Origin of the sequence: Paenibacillus apii (genome assembly GCF_011043685.1) — a bacterium.
Lineage (GTDB): Bacteria > Bacillota > Bacilli > Paenibacillales > Paenibacillaceae > Paenibacillus_AQ > Paenibacillus_AQ sabinae.
This window is the reverse complement of the sequence record NZ_JAAKGU010000013.1, coordinates 152,749-168,794: the sequence shown is the minus strand read 5'-3', so window position 1 is coordinate 168,794 and position 16,046 is coordinate 152,749. Positions and strand designations below refer to the sequence as shown.

Below are 16,046 nucleotides of genomic sequence, written 5' to 3'. Positions count from 1 at the left end.
AAAGTGCAGGCATTTCTCCTCCGACCTCCCGCTTGACACCCCGCAACCTCTAAAAACTGCACAAATGTAGCCTTTCCTTCTTCCAAGCGCGCATTTAACCTGATAAACCTGCAGATTTGCAGGTAAATGCTCTGCCACCAGATTCGTGTTGCCGCTAGAGAAGGAGGCCGTAATGAAATTCAGTTTGTTACCCTACACCGTGTATACAGAATGAACAGAATTAATGAGTGGGGCGGGTTGCGAACATTCCTAACGCCTGCTGCCGTCGCACTCTCCTCCCCCCCCCATAATCGAATGCCGCACGGAGCTCCCCGAGAGAGCCCCCTGCCTGGGCGGACGCAAAATAAGTCGGTTCAAGAAGATACCGATTCAGCCAATCGCTCCCCGGGCGGGCACCCCTCCCTGGGCGGCTGCATAGACATATACCATCCTGAGAAGTACATGCGAACACCAAGGAGGATTACCGCCAGTGAACCCCATTTATCCCTATTACGGATACAAAACGGTCTGTGAAGTGCAGCCGCTTACCTTCCCCCCGCAGCACCAGAACCGCCAGCCAGGGCTCGAAAGCCTGATGCATCCCCGGCCGATCAGCGAAGACCCCGAATCCCGAGGAAGCGGGAAGCTGCAGGGAAAGGTTGCGCTCATTACCGGCGGAGACAGCGGAATCGGGAAGGCGGCCGCGATCGCTTTTGCCAAGGAGGGTGCGGATGTCGCTATCGCTTATCTGTGGGAAAGACCGGACGCCGAGGAGACGCTGCAGCGCATCGAGCAGCTGGGAAGACGCTGTCTGCTGATCGAATGCGATCTCCGGCCCAAAAGGAACTGCTTCGCCGCGGTTGATCGCACAATCCGAACATTCGGCAAGCTGGATATTCTGGTGAACAATCATGCCGTTCAATATCCGCAGAAGAGCATTTTGGATATTTCGGAGGAGCAGCTGCATCAGACGTTTTGCACGAATATTTTTCCGTTCTTCTACCTTTCCCAGGCCGCCATTCTGCATATGAAAAAAGGGTCCGCCATCATCAACACGGCTTCGATCACCGCCTACCAGGGGCATAAAGAGCTGATCGACTACTCTTCGACCAAAGGAGCCATCGTCTCCTTCACCCGCTCTCTCGCTCTTTCGCTGGTGGACCAAGGCATCCGCGTGAACAGCGTCGCGCCGGGCCCGGTATGGACACCGCTTATCCCCTCCAGCTTCTCCGCTGAAGAAGTCAGTGTCTTCGGGCTGGAGTCGCCGATGAAGCGGGCCGCACAGCCTTACGAGCTTGCCGGGGCCTACGTATATCTAGCCTGCTCCGATTCGAGCTATGTAACGGGAGCGTGCATCCATGTCAATGGAGGGGAAATGGTTACAAGCTGACGCCCTCTCTCAATCACGAACAATTCTCCAAAGGAGACAACGTTATGAAACCTGTCCCGAAAAACGTCCCGTCGGTCCGCCTGACCGCCGGCATGTACGCCTTGAGCAAGCTGTCCGCCGCCGGCCTGACCTTCACGCTGCTGGGACTGCTGTCCTTTATGTTTCCCCATACCGGCACAGGCTGGCTGTCCGCTCCGGCCTACAACGTATACGCCTACGCCCTTACCGCCTCTCTGCCGGCCGACGGCCTGCTGAAGCTGGCGGGAACCCGGTCAAAGGTTGCCGCCCTGATTATTTATGCGCTTGCCGGATTCGGCGCGGGGCTATGGCTGGCCCATGACCAGGGAAGCGCCTGGGAGTGGAGCGCGTTTCCCGGAATAGCGGCACTGCTCTTGTTCCGCTTGAGCGAGCTTGCCGGAGAACGCATACCGGCGCTGCTTCCCGTGTTCGCCCTGTTCGTTCCACTGCTCTGCCTTCAGCTGCTCTAAAGCCGCCGTGCCGGGAAGAACCGTAAGCGGCGAAGCGGCTGGATTCAGAGCGCCTCGATAATATCCGAGGCGATAACCGATGCCGGATCGTCCCGGAGGAGCGCTGCCTTTTCGCCTGCCAGGCCATGCAGATAGACCCCGAACGCCGCGGCCTGTGCGCCGTCCAGCCCCTGGGCAAGCAGACCGGCGATGATCCCTGTCAGGCAATCGCCGGCACCCCCGGTGGCCATGCCCGGGTGGCCGGTCGTATTGACGAAGACCCTGCCGTCCGGCGAGGCAATCACCGTATGCGCCCCCTTCAGCACAAGCGTTACGCCCCGCTCCCGGGCGAAGGACAGCGCCAGACCGATGCGGTCTCGCTGGACCTTCTTCGTCTGCACACCGGCCAGTCTGGCCATTTCGCCGGGATGCGGCGTCAGGATGACGGGCGCCTTCCGCTGCCGCCAGGACCCGTAATCGCACTCGGCCAGGATGTTCAATGCATCGGCGTCCACTACCAGAGGACACTCCGATCCCTCCCAGATGGCCTTCAGCCAAGCCTTGTCGTCTTCGAACCGCCCGATCCCCGGACCGATCGCGAGTACATCCCGTTGCCCGGCGAGCTTCAACACTTCTTCTGCGGCCGCGGCATTCCACGTTCCGTCCGCTTCTCCGCCGGCACCCGCCAGCATCAGCTCGGGAGCCGCGCCGACCAGAAGGGGCAGCAGCTTGCCCGGCACCGCCCAGGTCGCAAGCCCGCAGCCCGCCCGCAGCGAAGCGCGTGCTGCGAGCAGACCGGCGCCGCTCATGCGGAGACTGCCCGCGGCCACGAGCACATGGCCGTAAGTGCCCTTATGCCCGTCAGGCGCGCGGCGGCGCCGGACATCGACGCCCAGCACGCCTTCCAGCACGTCGGGCGTCAGCCAATAGGCGGACAAGCCCTCTTCCCGGGCGAGTCCGGCCGGAATGCCGATGGAGCGGACGACGACGCGGCCGGCGGCTCCCGCTCCGGGGTATTGAAGCAGGCCTCGCTTGAGGAAGGCGAGGCAGACCGTAAGCGACGCCTGAATGCACGGCTCATGCGTCTCTCCCGTGTCCGCGTTCAGCCCGCTCGGGATATCCGCGGACACAATGGGCTTGCCGCTCGCGTTCGCCGCGGCAATCAGCTCCGCGTAGACGCCGCGCGGCGCGCCCGCGGCGCCCGTGCCCAGCAGCGCATCCAGGATGCCGCTGTACCCGGCGAAGACGGGGCTGCCGCCGCCATGCACGGCGGCGGGCAGTCCCATCGCCGCAGCGGCATCGCGCTGCAGGGCGGCCTCGCCGGTCAGCGACTCCGGCGGGACCGCATACAGGAGCGAGACGGCGATGCCCGCCTCGCGAAGGTGCCGGGCGGCGACCAGGCCGTCGCCGCCGTTGTTGCCCTTGCCGACGAGCACGAGCCAATGCTCGCTCTCGGCATGGTCCGCCATCAGCGCGGCATCGCCGCTGATGGTCAGCTTCGGCGGCGATGCCGGGCCGCCGCCGGGGCCGCCGCTGCGGAGCGTCGCTCCCGCTGCGAAGGCAACGCCGCGCGCGCCGCTTCGCGCGGCGGGTTCTCCGTGGGCGCTGCCAGCCGCCCACGCTGAGGCATCGAGCGGCGCGCTGCTGTGCGCCGCGCCACCTCCCTGCCGCGGGGCGCCGGCCATCCCGGCCTTGCCCCGCCGGTTGCAGAAGGCGATAATCTCCTCAGCTATCGCGCGCCCGGCATTTTCCATCAGGGCAACAGCCGGAATGCCCAGTCGGTCAATCGTGATGCAGTCAAGACGCCGCATTTCTTCCGCCGTCACCAAATGCATTCCTGTTCTCCCCTTCCCTTGTTCTCCGAAATTCTTAATTTTTTTACCGTAATCGGCTGAGCCCCGTCAATATCCCACCGTGAACCGCGTCAGCGGCGTAATCCTTCACTCATATCTCGCTTCTTCCGTTCCGGACAGCTCCTCTTTGCTCTATCATCTGACCATTACAATTGTACTTCACCGTCTTTTCGATTACTTCCGGAATCCCACTCGGCTATTGATGTATAGTGATCCGGTAGACGTCATAAGCTGACCGTGTTTGTACAGTTACGTAAATCCATTGGCCGGACACGGCATCGCTGATTTTCAAATGCGACGGGACGATCCCGTTTCGCCTGATCATCTTTTTCTTACGGGAATCGTAAACAGATATCTCTCTGATTTGGTCGTCCCATCCGACAGGCGTTAACAGGATCGTCAATTCTCCATCCCGCTGCAGCAAGTATTTATACTTCGTTTCTCTCGATTGGCTTTGGCTATGGTCCAGTTCCATGTGCTCGATGCCGGGTTGAAGAACGATAGCAGAAGAGAAATCCAGATTCTTGTTTTGCGTCACCATCGATTTCATAATCCCCGAAGCCGCGCCAATTAACAGGATTCCGGCCAGCACGGAAATCATAACAAGGAATGTTCTCCGCCCTCTACTGTAGGTGTAAACGAGCAGCAAGTAGAGCGCAAAAAGCAACGTCCCCGCTATGGCAATTCCGATGCCGAAGGCGGTGGCCAGCCCACTGAAATCGAAAAAACCGCCGCCGCTCTTCTCTCCGCCTGCCATAAGAGATAGTATCGACAAAACCAATACTAGAATGTAAAGCAACATAGCTAAGGAATATCTCTTCTTCATGAGCGTCCCGCTTTCCATAATGTTGAACGTACAGAGGGACTTGTCTGATTAGTTTAATAACACTCCATCCAGCAGCTTGGCCGCTCCAGCCCGCGTCAGCGAAGCTTGGGGGTCAAGATCGACCAAAGGAGCCATCGTCTCGTTCACCCGCTCCCTCGCTCTTTCGCTTGTAGGCCAAGCATCCGTGTGAACAGCGTCGGGGCTGGGGCCGGTATGGACGCCGCTCATCCCCTCCACCTACGTATCAATATCCCACCGTAAACCGCGTCCCGATGAAATTCCCTTCCTCCAGTTCATCGATAACCGCGGCGGCGTAATCCTGGGTGCTGATCTCGCTTTTGCCGTTCTCGTCCACCACAAGGCGGTCCAGCCCGACACGGAACTGCCCCGTTCGCCGTCCCGGGGTAAGTATCGCCGCCGGGCTGGCATAGGTGTACTCCAAGCCGGACTGCGCATAGATTTCATACGCATCGGCATGAGCCGCCGCCAGCGGCCTGATTTCCTCCGGGAACTCCGGCGTATCCATCAGCCGCTCTCCCGAGTCCGTCTTCAGGCTCCCCGCGCCTCCAACCACAATCAGCCGGTTCACCCCGGCCGTCTTCAGGCCCTCAACCAGCGAGCGGGCGACTTCAAGAAGCTCACCCTCCGCCCCGAATTCAGGGCCATAGGCGCTGATCGCAGCCTCGTGGCCCCCAGCTGCCCGCGCCACCTCTTCCGGTCTCAGCAGATCGGCGGGCAGCGTAAGCAGCCCGTTGTGCTGAATCTCCAGCGCCTCCGGCCGCCGGACCGCCGCCGTCACCTCATGCTTCCGCTTCAGCGCTTCTTCCAGAATGGCGCGGCCAATCGTTCCCGATGCGCCGAATAATACCACTTTCATACCTTATCCCCTGCCTTCCTGATTGTATGTTCTTTCCTTTCATTGTCCATCGTTTCATTCAGCGGCGCAAAAACATCCCCTGTGACCCCGGATGCACGGACACAAACCCGAACTTGGCATACAACTTCGCCGCTTCCCCGTCTGCGATAAGACTGACATAGGAAGGGACGGGCACCGTATCCAGAAAATCGCGGATTTCTTTCATTATCGCTTTTCCAAGCCCCTGTCCCTGCCGGGAAGGCTTGACGGCAATATCCGTGACTTGAAAGAAGCATCCCCCGTCTCCAATCACCCGTCCCATACCGATAGTTTCGCCGTTTTCTACCAGAGTTACCGCAAACAACGAGCGCGGCAGGCCAATCTCGGCCCCCTCCCGGCTCACCCTAGCTTAAGCCCGCTTCCACCCTTAAGCTTAAATAGTCCTCAAGCGGCGGTATCCTGCGGCGAATCTCGATCTTGCCTACCTTGTTCATTGTCTCCCCCGTTCCTTTCCCCAAATCGCAATTTACCTAAAGCCCGTCTCTCAGGGCTCCATGACAAAAAAGCCTTTGTCTTTGCTCCATTCCACAAAAGCCAAAGCTTCTACGTCCCCGTATCCCTCGTCCCGCAGCCCTTTTTCCAGCCAGACCCGATCCTTTCCGATTTTTTTCAGATTGTCTTCCAGAATATCTCCGGCCTCTACGAGCGAATAGACAAAAGACGCCTCCACATGCGGCATCCCCAGGTCTTTCCTTTCCGGCATTTCGTAATCCGGCTTCTTGATCACGCTGAGCGAGCCGTTGTTCTCAAATATAGCATACGCCACTTCCTCCAGCGCAAAAATGTCCTTCTGCCGCAGCATCATCCGCAGCTGTCCGAAATCGAGCCGGTTCCGCTTCATTTCGTTCATGTCGATTTTGCCGTTGCAGATCAGGACGGAGGTTGATCCTTCCAGCGGGGCGCGCATCCGTTTGGCGTGCTGCGTCACTTTTTCGAAAAAATAGGACAATCCCCCCCACAGCACCAGCCCATAGACCAGTTGAAAATAACGCGCATCCTCCTGGTAAATGGTATTGCCAACAATTTCGCTAAGCATTAACGAAGAGACAAAATCGAAGGGGGTCAGCTGGGAAATCTCCTTCTTCCCGAGCAGCCGCGTCATTATCCATAAGCCGATGAAACCGGTAACCAGCTTGATCGTAATTAATTCATAATCCATATGGCGTTCCTCCTGCATGTTAATGACTCTCAACGAGTATTACCCAATTCGCCAAGCGGTTAAAATAACTCCACTCAGGAGGACGGCAAAGAACGTAACCTTGTATCACTGTACGTTCTATGGAATAGTAATAATAAGGAAAGGTTGGTGAAGGAGATGTCTCCTTGGGGAAAACTGTTTAAATGGGGCACATTCGCTTACGAGGCTTTTCTGGCGCTTCCGATCATCGGCGGCGCATTCGTACTCGCCCATGCCTGGATGCCGCTTGGAATCGCATTTCTGCTGCATGCCGTTGCCATCGTCGTTCTGTACAATGAGCGGGGGCCCGTCGTCGGCAACGTCATCGGCGTCGTCACGTCCATTGTCGCCTTTATTCCGATCGTCGGTTGGATCATGCACGCCGTAACCGCCCTGGTTCTGCTGTTCGAAGGCATTTCAGCGTCGCGGCGCACACCCCGTTATTAACAAGGCCATATAATCGCAGATAGCGGCCCGCTCCCCTATCCCGGGAGCGGGCCGCTATCTGTCGGTTCCGAAACATTCAATTCAGGTTGCCCGCCCTATGCTTTGCGGGGACTTGCTGAGCTACCCTCGTCCCCCCGCGGCGCGGGCGTCGGAACGCCGGTTTCCGGCTTCCCCGCTGTGCCGTGCCGAAGCGTTCTCGAACCGTTTGCGCTCCGTCCGCTCCATCTGCACGATCTGCCCCTCATGAACCACGATATGCAAGGAGCCGAATTCCATATTGTCCAGAAGTCCCGCAATTCTCTCCAGCCAAATTTCATCCACCTTCAGCGGTTTAGCCATTCACCGTGCCCCCTCTTCATTCGGCAGCGGATTTACCGCTCCATTCATAATTCCTTGCTTTCCAACCTATATACTAAGATTTAAGGTAGCATGCTGTCCTATTATTTGTCAATGACTGGATTTACGTTCCAGCCAACTTTTGAAGATCATTGTGACCAGCGCCAGCAGCAGAAGCAGCGAGGCCACCGCGAAGGACGCCGAGAACTGGTATTCGTTGTAGAGAATCTCCACATGCAGCGGAAGGGTATTGGTCTCCCCCCGAATATGGCCTGACACGACCGATACCGCGCCGAACTCGCCCATCGCCCGCGCGTTACACAGAATAATGCCGTACAGCAGGCCCCATTTAATATTGGGAAGTGTCACGCGAAGGAAGATTTGCCATCCCCGGGCGCCCAGTGTAAGCGCCGCTTCCTCCTCTTGTGTGCCCTGGTCCTCCATTAGCGGAATCAATTCGCGGGCCACAAACGGAAATGTGACGAACACCGTAGCCAGCACGATTCCCGGAACGGCGAAGACGATTTTGATATCATGCGCATCAAGCCACGGTCCGAACCAGCCGTGCGCGCCGAAGACGAGAATAAACACGAGACCGCCGATAACCGGCGAGACGGCAAAGGGAAGATCAATAAGCGTAATAAGTATTCCCTTGCCGCGAAATTTGAACTTCGCTACCGCCCATGCAGCCGCGATGCCGAACACCGTATTCAGCGGCACGGTAATGGCCGCCACCAGAAGAGTCATCCGCAGCGCAGAAGCGGCGTCGGGATCTTTCAGCGCTTCCCAATATACGTTCCAGCCCTGCTTAAGGGCTTCAGTCAGCACAATGACCAGCGGAAGCACGATCAGCCAGAGCAGTACCAGCCCGGCGGCGCCAATCAGAAGCCATTTGATCGCGGGCGATTCGTTCACAGCGGCCGAAGGTGCCGCTGCCTGCCGCCGTCCGGCGCGAAGCGGAACTGTTCCTGCCATCCTTATTCCTCCCTTAAATTTTCAGTGTATTAGCTTTAACGCGACGACCTCCGGGTCCAGCGCTGGAGCATATTGATTACAAGAAGCATCAGGAAGGAAATCAGCAAAAGCAGCAGCGCCACGGCTGTCGCTCCGGCATAATCATACTGTTCCAGCTTCGACATGATCAGCAGCGGGGCGATCTCCGTCCGCATCGGCATATTTCCCGAGATGAATACAACGGAGCCGTACTCGCCGATTCCCCGGGCAAAGGCCAAGGCAAAACCGGTGAGCAGAGGCGGAACGAGATCCGGCAGCAGCACCTTGCGGAAGATCCGCCAGCGTCCGGCCCCCAGAGTCGCCGCAGCCTCCTCCGTGTCCTTCTCCATATCCTCCAGAACGGGCTGAACGGTGCGAACGACGAAGGGAATCCCGATGAACATCAGCGCCAAAGTAATTCCCAGCGGCGTAAACGCCACTTTGAGGCCGAGGGGCTCAAGCAGTGAGCCGATCCAGCCGTTAGTGGAGTACAGCGCGGTGAGCGATACGCCCGCTACCGCCGTCGGCAGCGCGAACGGCAGATCGATTAGGGCATCGAATATTCTTTTGCCCGGAAACCGGTAGCGCACCAGCACCCATGCCATCAGCAGACCGAACAGAGTGTCCGCAAATGCGGCCGCCGCCGCCGTGGTCAGACTGACCCGGTAGGAAGCGAGGACCCGAGGGTCGCTCGCCACCGACCAAAACTTCGCAAAGTTCAGTCCTGTGGAATTGAACAGCAGCGCCGATAGAGGGATGAGCACTACAAGACTCAAGTATAAAATGCTGTATCCCATCGTCAGGCCGAATCCTGGCAGCACGCCACGCTGTGTTCCTTTAGCAGTGACATTCATCGATTGTTCATCCTTTCTTCGCCTTCGGCTCCGTTTGGCCGATCAGCACCGCACAGCTATTTTGCTTCAATTGATCCCTTATTTGCCCGGAACGTAGATCTTGTCGAAGACGCCGCCGTCGTTAAAGTGCTTCTCCTGAGTCTCTTTCCACGTACCGAATTTGTCGGCCAGCGTGAAGAGCTTAATGTCCGGGAACTTGTCTTTGTATTGCGCCTTAACGCTGTCAAGCGTCGGACGGTAGTAGTTCTCAGCGGCGATTTTTTGTCCTTCTTCAGTGTACAGATATTTCAGATAGGCATCGGCTACCTCGCGGGTGCCCTTCTTGTCAACCACTTTGTCAACCACGGCTACCGGAGGCTCGGCCAAAATACTCTCAGAAGGATAGACAATATCGAATTTATCCTTGCCCAGCTCGTTCACGGACAAGTAAGCTTCGTTCTCCCAAGCGAGCAGCACATCGCCGATTCCGCGTTCTACGAAGGTTGTCGTCGAACCGCGTGCTCCGGTATCCAGTACGGGTACATGCGTGTACAGGTTCTTGACGAACTCTTGAGCCTTGGCTTCGTCATTGTTGTTATGATCCAGCGCATAGCCCCAAGCGGCCAGATAATTCCAGCGGGCTCCGCCCGAGGTCTTCGGATTCGGAGTGATAACCTCTACGCCGTCCTTCAGCAGATCCGGCCAATCCTTGATGCCTTTCGGATTTCCTTTGCGAACGAGGAATACGATGGTCGAGGTGTAAGGAGAGCTGTTATGCTCATATTTGCTCTGCCAGCCTTCATTGATCAGACCCGCTGTTTGCAGCGCATCGATATCGTATCCGAGCGCCAGCGTTACGACGTCGGCTTCCAGACCGTCCTGTACGGCGCGGCTTTGCTTGCCGGAACCGCCATGTGACTGCTTGATCGTTACCTTCTGTCCGTTCTCTTTCTCCCAATAAGCGGCAAAAGCTTTGTTATAGTTCTCGTACAATTCACGCGTAGGATCGTAGGAGACGTTCAGCAGCTCCACCGGCTCCTTCGATTGGGTTGGGGCAGCCGAAGCCGCTGGTGCTGTGCTGGCCGACGCCGCTGGCGCGGCCGAAGAGGCTGCTCCGCTCTCTGCACTGTTGCTGCTTCCGCAAGCGGTCAGACCCGCCGTCAGCAGCAGTGTAAATCCTGTTAACAATCCCTTTTTCAAGCCTTTTCTCATTTTAATCCACTCCCCCATTTTGAATAGACCCTTTTTTGCATAAAAGAAAGAGGAAACCCTTCGGCGCGCAAACCGGCAAACCAGCCGCTGCATTCTATACTCTGGGTTCCTCCGTCTGTACGGTAAGAACAATATTTATTATTCCTACCTAAATAGTAGGTTATGGACTTATAATAATGGCCTCCCGTCTACTTGTCAACCATTTATTTCAATGCTGAAATTCTGCAGTTCCCCCTTGTCATACTTTAAGCAAAAAGTCTATGATGGCTACATCTTATTAGAGAATCTGCATCAGGGAGAAGCCGGGGGACACGAGAATGGATTTACAATTGGGACGCCCGCCCGTGCCGGAAAGGCCCGGACGGCTTAGAACCTTTATTCATACATTGGGACGCAGAATCCGCGAAACTTACCGTTATGACACATTAATATGGCGTACCGGCATTGCCGGGCCTTGGATGGCATGCTTCGCGGCGGTTGCGGCCGCCATGCTGGGGAGTCCGACCGGGCTTGGCAAGCCGGCGGATCTGCTGCTGGCCGCGGGAATCGCCACGGCTCTGCTGGCTGCCGCCGGCCATCTCGCCGCTGCGCTGCTCGCGCTTGCCGGTCTGCGTCTTCCGCGGCTGTTCACAGGCTGCCTGCTCGGCAGCGCGGGAATCGTCATGGTCATTCTCTGCAATGCCCATGTCGCTGCCGCCGCCTCCGCCGTCATCGCGGGAGCCGCCGCAGCACTTGGCGCGCTAGCCGGCGCCGCCGCCGGTCTTGTACGGACGGGGAGAATCGTGCCGGGACTGCTGATCCTGGCGGCATTGGCCTCCCTTCCGTTCATTCCGGCCGGCGGATTTCCGCTGCCGGGTGCAGCCGACCGGGACAGTACGGAAGCAGGCGTCCTTGCTGCAGACACCAGCGCTTCCGCAGCAGTTGTTAAGCTGGCAGAAGCCAATCCGGGAGCACCGGGCGCATATGCTTACCGGAGCTTCACTTATGCCGGCGGAAGCGACCGGCACCGCGCCGAATACGGGAAAGCGGCGGCGGTCCTTTCTTCTTCGGTAAACGCTTCTTCCTATATAAAGAAGTGGCCCCCGCTGCGCAAGCTGTTCTGGGGCTTCGGTCCGGAATCGCTGCCGCTTAATGGGCGGGTATGGATGCCCGAGGGAAACGGCCCTTTTCCGCTTGTGCTGATTGTGCACGGCAATCATATGATGGAGGACTTCTCCGACGGAGGCTATGACTATCTCGGAGAACTGCTGGCCAGCCGGGGCTTTATTGCCATTTCGCTGGACGAGAACTTTCTGAATTATTCCGTCTGGTCTGGCATACCGGAGGAGGACTACAAGCTGCGCGCCTGGATGATTCTGAAGCATCTGGAGCAGCTTGCCGGTTTCTCGGATAAGCCGGGCAACCCTTTCTACAACAAAATCGACTTTGCCGAAACGGCGCTGATCGGGCACAGCCGCGGCGGTCAGGCTGTCGCCATGGCTGCGGACGCGCAGCGCTGGTTCAAAGGCGATCCCGTATTGGAATCGGTCAGCCGTTTCCATATTTCGGCGGTGGCCGCGCTGGCTCCCACCGACCAGACGGTCGGCAGCGGGCAGGCCCGGCTTCGGGATATCAGCTATATGACCCTTCAGGGGGCACGGGACGGGGATGTGCATGATTTCTACGGAGACCGGCAGTATAACCGTTCGGTGTATTCCGGCCATACGGATGCGTTCAAGACTTCGCTGTATATCGGGGATGCGAATCACAGCCAGTTCAACAGCGACTGGGGCATGTACGATCTGGCGTTTCCGACCGGATTGTTCCTGAGCCGAAGCCGCATCATGGATGGAGAAGAGCAGCGGCAGATCGCCAAGGTGTATATCTCCGCTTTTCTGGAGGCGGCGCTGCACGGCAGGAAGGAGTATGCCGGACTGTTCCGGGATTATCGCCGCGGACTGGAGTGGCTTCCCAAGGAGACTTCGTACTTCAACCGCTATCAGGATGGCGGATTCAGGGGTATCACGGACTTCGAAGAGGACCGGGATAAGACAACGGCGGGCCAAATCGGCACCATTTCGGCGGCCGGACTGCGCTTCACCGAGGAGACGGCCAAAGACCGCGAGGGAGAAGGCAAAGGGACGTTTGGGGCATTTCTGGAACGCGGGGCGGATGACACCGGAGAAGCCTTCTACCGGATTTCGCTGAAGGCCGGACCGGCAGCGGACGCCGCGATCTACGGAGCGGATGGCCTCACCTTCTCCATGGCCAATCGCAACGCGGGTTCAGGCTCCGGCTTGGCGCCGCAGGTGGAGGTCGAACTGGCCGACCGATCGGGCAATAAGGCGCGGCTGCCGCTGACGGCGGTAATGCCGCCCCTGCCGCTGCCCAAGACGCAGTTTACCCGGACAGCCTGGCTGGAGAAGCGGATCAGCGACGGCAAGTACGGCAACCCCTCGGAAGCGGTCTTTCAGACGTATGAGCTGTCGTTCAGCCTGTTCCGGGAGAAGAATCCTTCCTTCAATCCGGCGCAGCTCGCGCAGATCGCTTTCCATCTGCTCAGCGGCAAAGACGCCGTTATGCTTGACGATATCGGTCTTTATTCGAGCGGAACTCATCCTTCCCTCATACAAACAGCCTTAATCCGAAATGAACCGGATTAAGGCTGTTTGCTAAATCCTGCAAATTAGAACGCCGCTTGCGCTTTAACGGTGTCCCAGGCTCCGAGCTGCGGTTCCTTGCCAAATCCATTTTTGTCCCCCAATGCAGCAAGCAATGCTCTGTGCTCCACTTCGCTGACTCCAGCGAGTTCAAACTGGCCGTTCTGCAAACGATGGGCTGCTGCGGGATCTTTCATCAATACTTGAATGATTTCCTTTAACATGGACAATTCCCCCAATCGATGATTTCGCTCCGGTCTATTCGGACAGAGCGATGATACGGTTCTTCCAGTGAGCGTCAATCTCAAGCTTGTCTACCAACTGCAAATAATTGTAGCAATGTGTTCTCATCCGAACAGAAGTATAGAGAAAAGTGCCCGTCCGCTCTATAGCTCTTTCGAATTCCTCCCGGCGGTGGCTGATCTCCTCCGCCTTGAGGCTTCCCTCAAAGTAGTCCGCTATCCATTGATCCTCTTCCGCGATAAACTGAAGCAGATACAGGGTGGACAGCGTCTTCTTGCGGTTCTTGAAGTCGCTTCTTTCCCAGTCCAGGAGATCACGGATATCATTCTTGATCTGATCGGCGATGCCAAGCTCTTCGGCATAATCCCTGACCCGCTCGTTCCATTCGCCGGTGGCCAGCAGCGTGCCGATCATACAGGCGGCCACCACAAATCCGGCCGACTTTTGCTTGACCATGCGGAGATAATCCTCTTCGCTCCCGATATCGTTGAGCAGATCCGTCGTTTGTCCATTAATCGCCGCAAGGGTCTGGGTGTTCAGAAATTGCACAGCCTTGTGAACCACTTCCATAGGGAAATCGCCGGTAAGCATCATCTGCTGGGAAACGAGCGTCAGCCCAAAGGCAATGTTCAGCACCATTTCCGGACTCATCCGGCTCCATGCCGTCAAGCTGTTGTCCTTGTCCTGAAGATCGTCGATGATATCCGCACTGAGGATCATCAGTTCAACTGCGGCTGCTGCCCGATAAATGGCATGCCCCGTACCGCCGAATGCATGGAAGTGAAGCACGGTCAGCTTGCTGAACGGCAGCTTCCCCCTCAGCTTCTCTTCGACACAAGCCATGGCCTGCTCGTACAAATGCGGTTCGACAAAATAGGCGCGCAGGCCTTCCCCGATTTCCTTACCCACCGATTCCGCAAAATCGTCCATCCTATCCCCCTTATTATCAGATATGGAAAGCGACAAGGATCTTGTCAGGAATACATATTCGCCCTTTCTTTTCCATATCCTTCAATATTTTTGCAGCCTGATAAAAATTTTTTTCGACATGCCGCAGCAGCCGGCAGACGGTTATTTCAGCGGCGCAATGCATACCGGCGAAGGCACTTCCAGCTCATAGCCTGTCGGAATCAGCCTGCCGTTCTCACCGTCGATTGTAAACGACGTAATGTTGCCGCTATTCTGATTGGCCGCCAGCAGCATGTCTCCGGCAATTGCGAAATTGCGCGGCACCCGCCCGCCGGTACTCTGCCAATCCATCGCCTTCGGCAACCCGGAGCTTTCATCGATATGGAACAGCACGATGCTGTCATGCCCGCGGTTGGATACGTACAGAAATCTGCCGCATGCCGAGATATGGATATCGGCCGCGGTATCGCCGCTTCCCGCGGCGTACTGCTCCGGCAGGGTGGACAGATGCCCGAGCACTTCAAGTTCCCCGGATTGCCCGCCCACGGCAAATATCGTTACGGTACAGTTTAGCTCATTCGCGCAGTACAGCCACTTGCCGCTCGGATGGAATACCAGATGCCGGGGGCCGGCGCCTTTCGGAAGCACCGCTTCATGGTGCCTTGCCAGTTCTCCATTCTCATAAAAGTAGCTCACGATCCGGTCGATACCGAGATCGCAGACCAGCACCCGCCTTCCGCTGCTCGCCGGGGTTACGGAATGCGGATGCGGCGCTTCCTGCCGGTCTTGACGGAAGCCCTTGCCGGCATGCCGCACCTGAGAGGACATTTCCCCGAGTGAACCGTCTTCCTTCACGGGGAAAGCATTGACGTTGCCTCCGGAATAATTGGAGACAAACACATAATCCCCCTCCGGACTGACGGAGACGTAGCAGGGAGCTCCGCCCTCTGTCCGCCGGCTGCCGAGCAGGGACAGCTCCTTCGTTTCGGGATCGACGGTGAAGGCGCTGACCTCTCCGTCATCTTTTTCGTTGGCAGCATACAGCACATTCTCTGCGCGGTTCAACGTTATGTATGACGGATTCTCGATTCCCGCAGTCCCGCGGATGATCCTCATTTCTCCGCTGCCGGGATTCAGCCCGCATAAGTAAACGGACGGATGCTCTGCAGAGCTGTAAGTTCCGACATAAAACAACATTTCATCTGGACGTTTCACGGCAGCATCTCCTTTTGTAGCAAGTGTGGATTCAGCATGATCCGAAAGCTCTAAGGGAGCGGATCTCCACCCTTTATTACCCTTTCGCAAGGGAAAATTACCCGGTTTTCCGGACATTTTTTTCCGCTTCCACTATTGGCCATGACGGCCTTCCTTCCTGCAATTCGTCAAAATATGACACCTGATTTAAACCTTCCGCACAAGGTTAATAGTTAGCATCCAAGACAATAACCTTAAAGGAGCTGAAGCAAAATGAGTTTCATTTGGATGCTTATTGTCGGCGGTATCATCGGTTGGCTGGCAGGTCTGATTATGGGCAGAGATATTCCGGGAGGCATTATCGGTAACATTATTGCGGGTATCCTCGGTTCTTGGCTGGGCGGTTTCCTTGGCGATTGGGGCCCTAAAGTCAGCGACTTCTATGTTCTGCCGTCCCTGATCGGAGCCATCGTTCTGATTGCGATTGTCAGTCTGGTCATGCGTTCCATGGGCGGACGAACCCGCTCCTGATCCTTTACCTTTGAAGCAGCGCGTTTGACGCGAAGCTTATAACGTCTTAACAGCCGCTCGGCTTGCCGCCGGGCGGTTTTTTGCCATACATACTCCTGCTT

The 16,046-nt window shown here is 57.2% G+C and carries 18 protein-coding genes; 5 read left to right on the top strand and 13 right to left on the bottom strand.

The window, feature by feature from the left end:
- Positions 1-469 precede the first annotated feature (469 nt).
- Positions 470-1,369, top strand: coding sequence for an SDR family oxidoreductase (locus G5B47_RS22230; RefSeq protein ID WP_165102972.1), 900 nt, complete (start codon positions 470-472; stop codon positions 1,367-1,369).
- 44 nt (positions 1,370-1,413) lie between these two features.
- Positions 1,414-1,857, top strand: a complete 444-nt coding sequence (locus G5B47_RS22225; protein WP_165102969.1) for a hypothetical protein — start codon at positions 1,414-1,416, stop codon at positions 1,855-1,857.
- Between the two features lie 44 nt (positions 1,858-1,901).
- Here the strand turns inward: G5B47_RS22225 and G5B47_RS22220 are convergent, their stop codons facing one another.
- The 6 genes from G5B47_RS22220 to G5B47_RS22195 form a co-directional block, all read right to left on the bottom strand.
- Complete coding sequence (locus tag G5B47_RS22220) at positions 1,902-3,671, bottom strand: NAD(P)H-hydrate dehydratase (RefSeq protein ID WP_165102967.1); 1,770 nt, start codon at positions 3,669-3,671, stop codon at positions 1,902-1,904.
- 214 nt (positions 3,672-3,885) lie between these two features.
- Positions 3,886-4,491, bottom strand: a complete 606-nt coding sequence (locus G5B47_RS22215) for a hypothetical protein (protein ID WP_165102964.1) — start codon at positions 4,489-4,491, stop codon at positions 3,886-3,888.
- Between the two features lie 72 nt (positions 4,492-4,563).
- On the bottom strand, positions 4,564-4,743 hold the full coding sequence (locus G5B47_RS22210) for a hypothetical protein (protein WP_165102608.1): 180 nt from the start codon (positions 4,741-4,743) through the stop codon (positions 4,564-4,566).
- 16 nt (positions 4,744-4,759) lie between these two features.
- Positions 4,760-5,392 carry an NAD(P)-dependent oxidoreductase gene (locus tag G5B47_RS22205; RefSeq protein ID WP_165102961.1) on the bottom strand — a complete coding sequence of 211 codons (633 nt, stop codon included), beginning with the start codon at positions 5,390-5,392 and terminating at the stop codon, positions 4,760-4,762.
- A gap of 58 nt (positions 5,393-5,450) precedes the next feature.
- Positions 5,451-5,774, bottom strand: coding sequence for a GNAT family N-acetyltransferase (locus G5B47_RS22200; protein WP_328804621.1), 324 nt, complete (start codon positions 5,772-5,774; stop codon positions 5,451-5,453).
- Between the two features lie 141 nt (positions 5,775-5,915).
- Positions 5,916-6,590: a DUF421 domain-containing protein gene (locus G5B47_RS22195; RefSeq protein ID WP_165102958.1), complete on the bottom strand. Its 675-nt coding sequence runs from the start codon at positions 6,588-6,590 to the stop codon at positions 5,916-5,918.
- Positions 6,591-6,746: 156 nt separating this feature from the next.
- Here G5B47_RS22195 and G5B47_RS22190 point away from each other — a divergent pair, with 156 nt between their 5' ends.
- Positions 6,747-7,055: a hypothetical protein gene (locus tag G5B47_RS22190; RefSeq protein ID WP_025332878.1), complete on the top strand. Its 309-nt coding sequence runs from the start codon at positions 6,747-6,749 to the stop codon at positions 7,053-7,055.
- A gap of 120 nt (positions 7,056-7,175) precedes the next feature.
- On the opposite strand, the gene G5B47_RS22185 is transcribed toward G5B47_RS22190, so the two are convergent.
- From G5B47_RS22185 to G5B47_RS22170, 4 genes are all read right to left on the bottom strand, one after another.
- On the bottom strand, positions 7,176-7,394 hold the full coding sequence (locus G5B47_RS22185) for a YezD family protein (protein WP_025332877.1): 219 nt from the start codon (positions 7,392-7,394) through the stop codon (positions 7,176-7,178).
- Positions 7,395-7,502: 108 nt separating this feature from the next.
- Positions 7,503-8,366: a sulfate ABC transporter permease subunit CysW gene (cysW, locus tag G5B47_RS22180; protein ID WP_165102955.1), complete on the bottom strand. Its 864-nt coding sequence runs from the start codon at positions 8,364-8,366 to the stop codon at positions 7,503-7,505.
- Between the two features lie 35 nt (positions 8,367-8,401).
- Positions 8,402-9,238, bottom strand: a complete 837-nt coding sequence (gene cysT, locus G5B47_RS22175) for a sulfate ABC transporter permease subunit CysT (protein ID WP_025332875.1) — start codon at positions 9,236-9,238, stop codon at positions 8,402-8,404.
- 78 nt (positions 9,239-9,316) lie between these two features.
- Positions 9,317-10,429, bottom strand: coding sequence for a sulfate ABC transporter substrate-binding protein (locus tag G5B47_RS22170; RefSeq protein WP_165102952.1), 1,113 nt, complete (start codon positions 10,427-10,429; stop codon positions 9,317-9,319).
- Positions 10,430-10,746: 317 nt separating this feature from the next.
- Between G5B47_RS22170 and G5B47_RS22165 the strand changes: the two genes are divergently transcribed.
- A complete protein-coding gene (locus G5B47_RS22165) occupies positions 10,747-13,071 on the top strand; it encodes an alpha/beta hydrolase (RefSeq protein WP_165102949.1) in 2,325 nt (774 codons plus the stop codon).
- Positions 13,072-13,094: 23 nt separating this feature from the next.
- On the opposite strand, the gene comX is transcribed toward G5B47_RS22165, so the two are convergent.
- The 3 genes from comX to G5B47_RS22150 all read right to left on the bottom strand — a co-directional run bounded on the left by comX (position 13,095) and on the right by G5B47_RS22150 (position 15,435).
- Complete coding sequence (gene comX, locus G5B47_RS22160) at positions 13,095-13,292, bottom strand: competence pheromone ComX (RefSeq protein WP_165102946.1); 198 nt, start codon at positions 13,290-13,292, stop codon at positions 13,095-13,097.
- 34 nt (positions 13,293-13,326) lie between these two features.
- Positions 13,327-14,241, bottom strand: coding sequence for a polyprenyl synthetase family protein (locus tag G5B47_RS22155; RefSeq protein WP_165102943.1), 915 nt, complete (start codon positions 14,239-14,241; stop codon positions 13,327-13,329).
- Positions 14,242-14,382: 141 nt separating this feature from the next.
- Complete coding sequence (locus G5B47_RS22150) at positions 14,383-15,435, bottom strand: lactonase family protein (protein WP_165102940.1); 1,053 nt, start codon at positions 15,433-15,435, stop codon at positions 14,383-14,385.
- 252 nt (positions 15,436-15,687) lie between these two features.
- Here G5B47_RS22150 and G5B47_RS22145 point away from each other — a divergent pair, with 252 nt between their 5' ends.
- Complete coding sequence (locus G5B47_RS22145; protein ID WP_025332869.1) at positions 15,688-15,945, top strand: GlsB/YeaQ/YmgE family stress response membrane protein; 258 nt, start codon at positions 15,688-15,690, stop codon at positions 15,943-15,945.
- Positions 15,946-16,046 lie beyond the last annotated feature (101 nt).

What these genes read in the sequence shown, in the direction of transcription:
- G5B47_RS22225 (WP_165102969.1), top strand. Translation starts at nt 1,414, where the DNA reads ATGAAACCTGTCCCGAAAAACGTCCCGTCGGTCCGCCTGACCGCCGGC.
- G5B47_RS22220 (WP_165102967.1), bottom strand. Translation starts at nt 3,671, where the DNA reads ATGCATTTGGTGACGGCGGAAGAAATGCGGCGTCTTGACTGCATCACG.
- G5B47_RS22215 (WP_165102964.1), bottom strand. Translation starts at nt 4,491, where the DNA reads ATGTTGCTTTACATTCTAGTATTGGTTTTGTCGATACTATCTCTTATG.
- G5B47_RS22210 (WP_165102608.1), bottom strand. Translation starts at nt 4,743, where the DNA reads ATGAGCGGCGTCCATACCGGCCCCAGCCCCGACGCTGTTCACACGGAT.
- G5B47_RS22205 (WP_165102961.1), bottom strand. Translation starts at nt 5,392, where the DNA reads ATGAAAGTGGTATTATTCGGCGCATCGGGAACGATTGGCCGCGCCATT.
- G5B47_RS22195 (WP_165102958.1), bottom strand. Translation starts at nt 6,590, where the DNA reads ATGGATTATGAATTAATTACGATCAAGCTGGTTACCGGTTTCATCGGC.
- G5B47_RS22190 (WP_025332878.1), top strand. Translation starts at nt 6,747, where the DNA reads ATGTCTCCTTGGGGAAAACTGTTTAAATGGGGCACATTCGCTTACGAG.
- G5B47_RS22185 (WP_025332877.1), bottom strand. Translation starts at nt 7,394, where the DNA reads ATGGCTAAACCGCTGAAGGTGGATGAAATTTGGCTGGAGAGAATTGCG.
- cysW (WP_165102955.1), bottom strand. Translation starts at nt 8,366, where the DNA reads ATGGCAGGAACAGTTCCGCTTCGCGCCGGACGGCGGCAGGCAGCGGCA.
- cysT (WP_025332875.1), bottom strand. Translation starts at nt 9,238, where the DNA reads ATGAATGTCACTGCTAAAGGAACACAGCGTGGCGTGCTGCCAGGATTC.
- G5B47_RS22170 (WP_165102952.1), bottom strand. Translation starts at nt 10,429, where the DNA reads ATGAGAAAAGGCTTGAAAAAGGGATTGTTAACAGGATTTACACTGCTG.
- G5B47_RS22165 (WP_165102949.1), top strand. Translation starts at nt 10,747, where the DNA reads ATGGATTTACAATTGGGACGCCCGCCCGTGCCGGAAAGGCCCGGACGG.
- comX (WP_165102946.1), bottom strand. Translation starts at nt 13,292, where the DNA reads ATGTTAAAGGAAATCATTCAAGTATTGATGAAAGATCCCGCAGCAGCC.
- G5B47_RS22155 (WP_165102943.1), bottom strand. Translation starts at nt 14,241, where the DNA reads ATGGACGATTTTGCGGAATCGGTGGGTAAGGAAATCGGGGAAGGCCTG.
- G5B47_RS22145 (WP_025332869.1), top strand. Translation starts at nt 15,688, where the DNA reads ATGAGTTTCATTTGGATGCTTATTGTCGGCGGTATCATCGGTTGGCTG.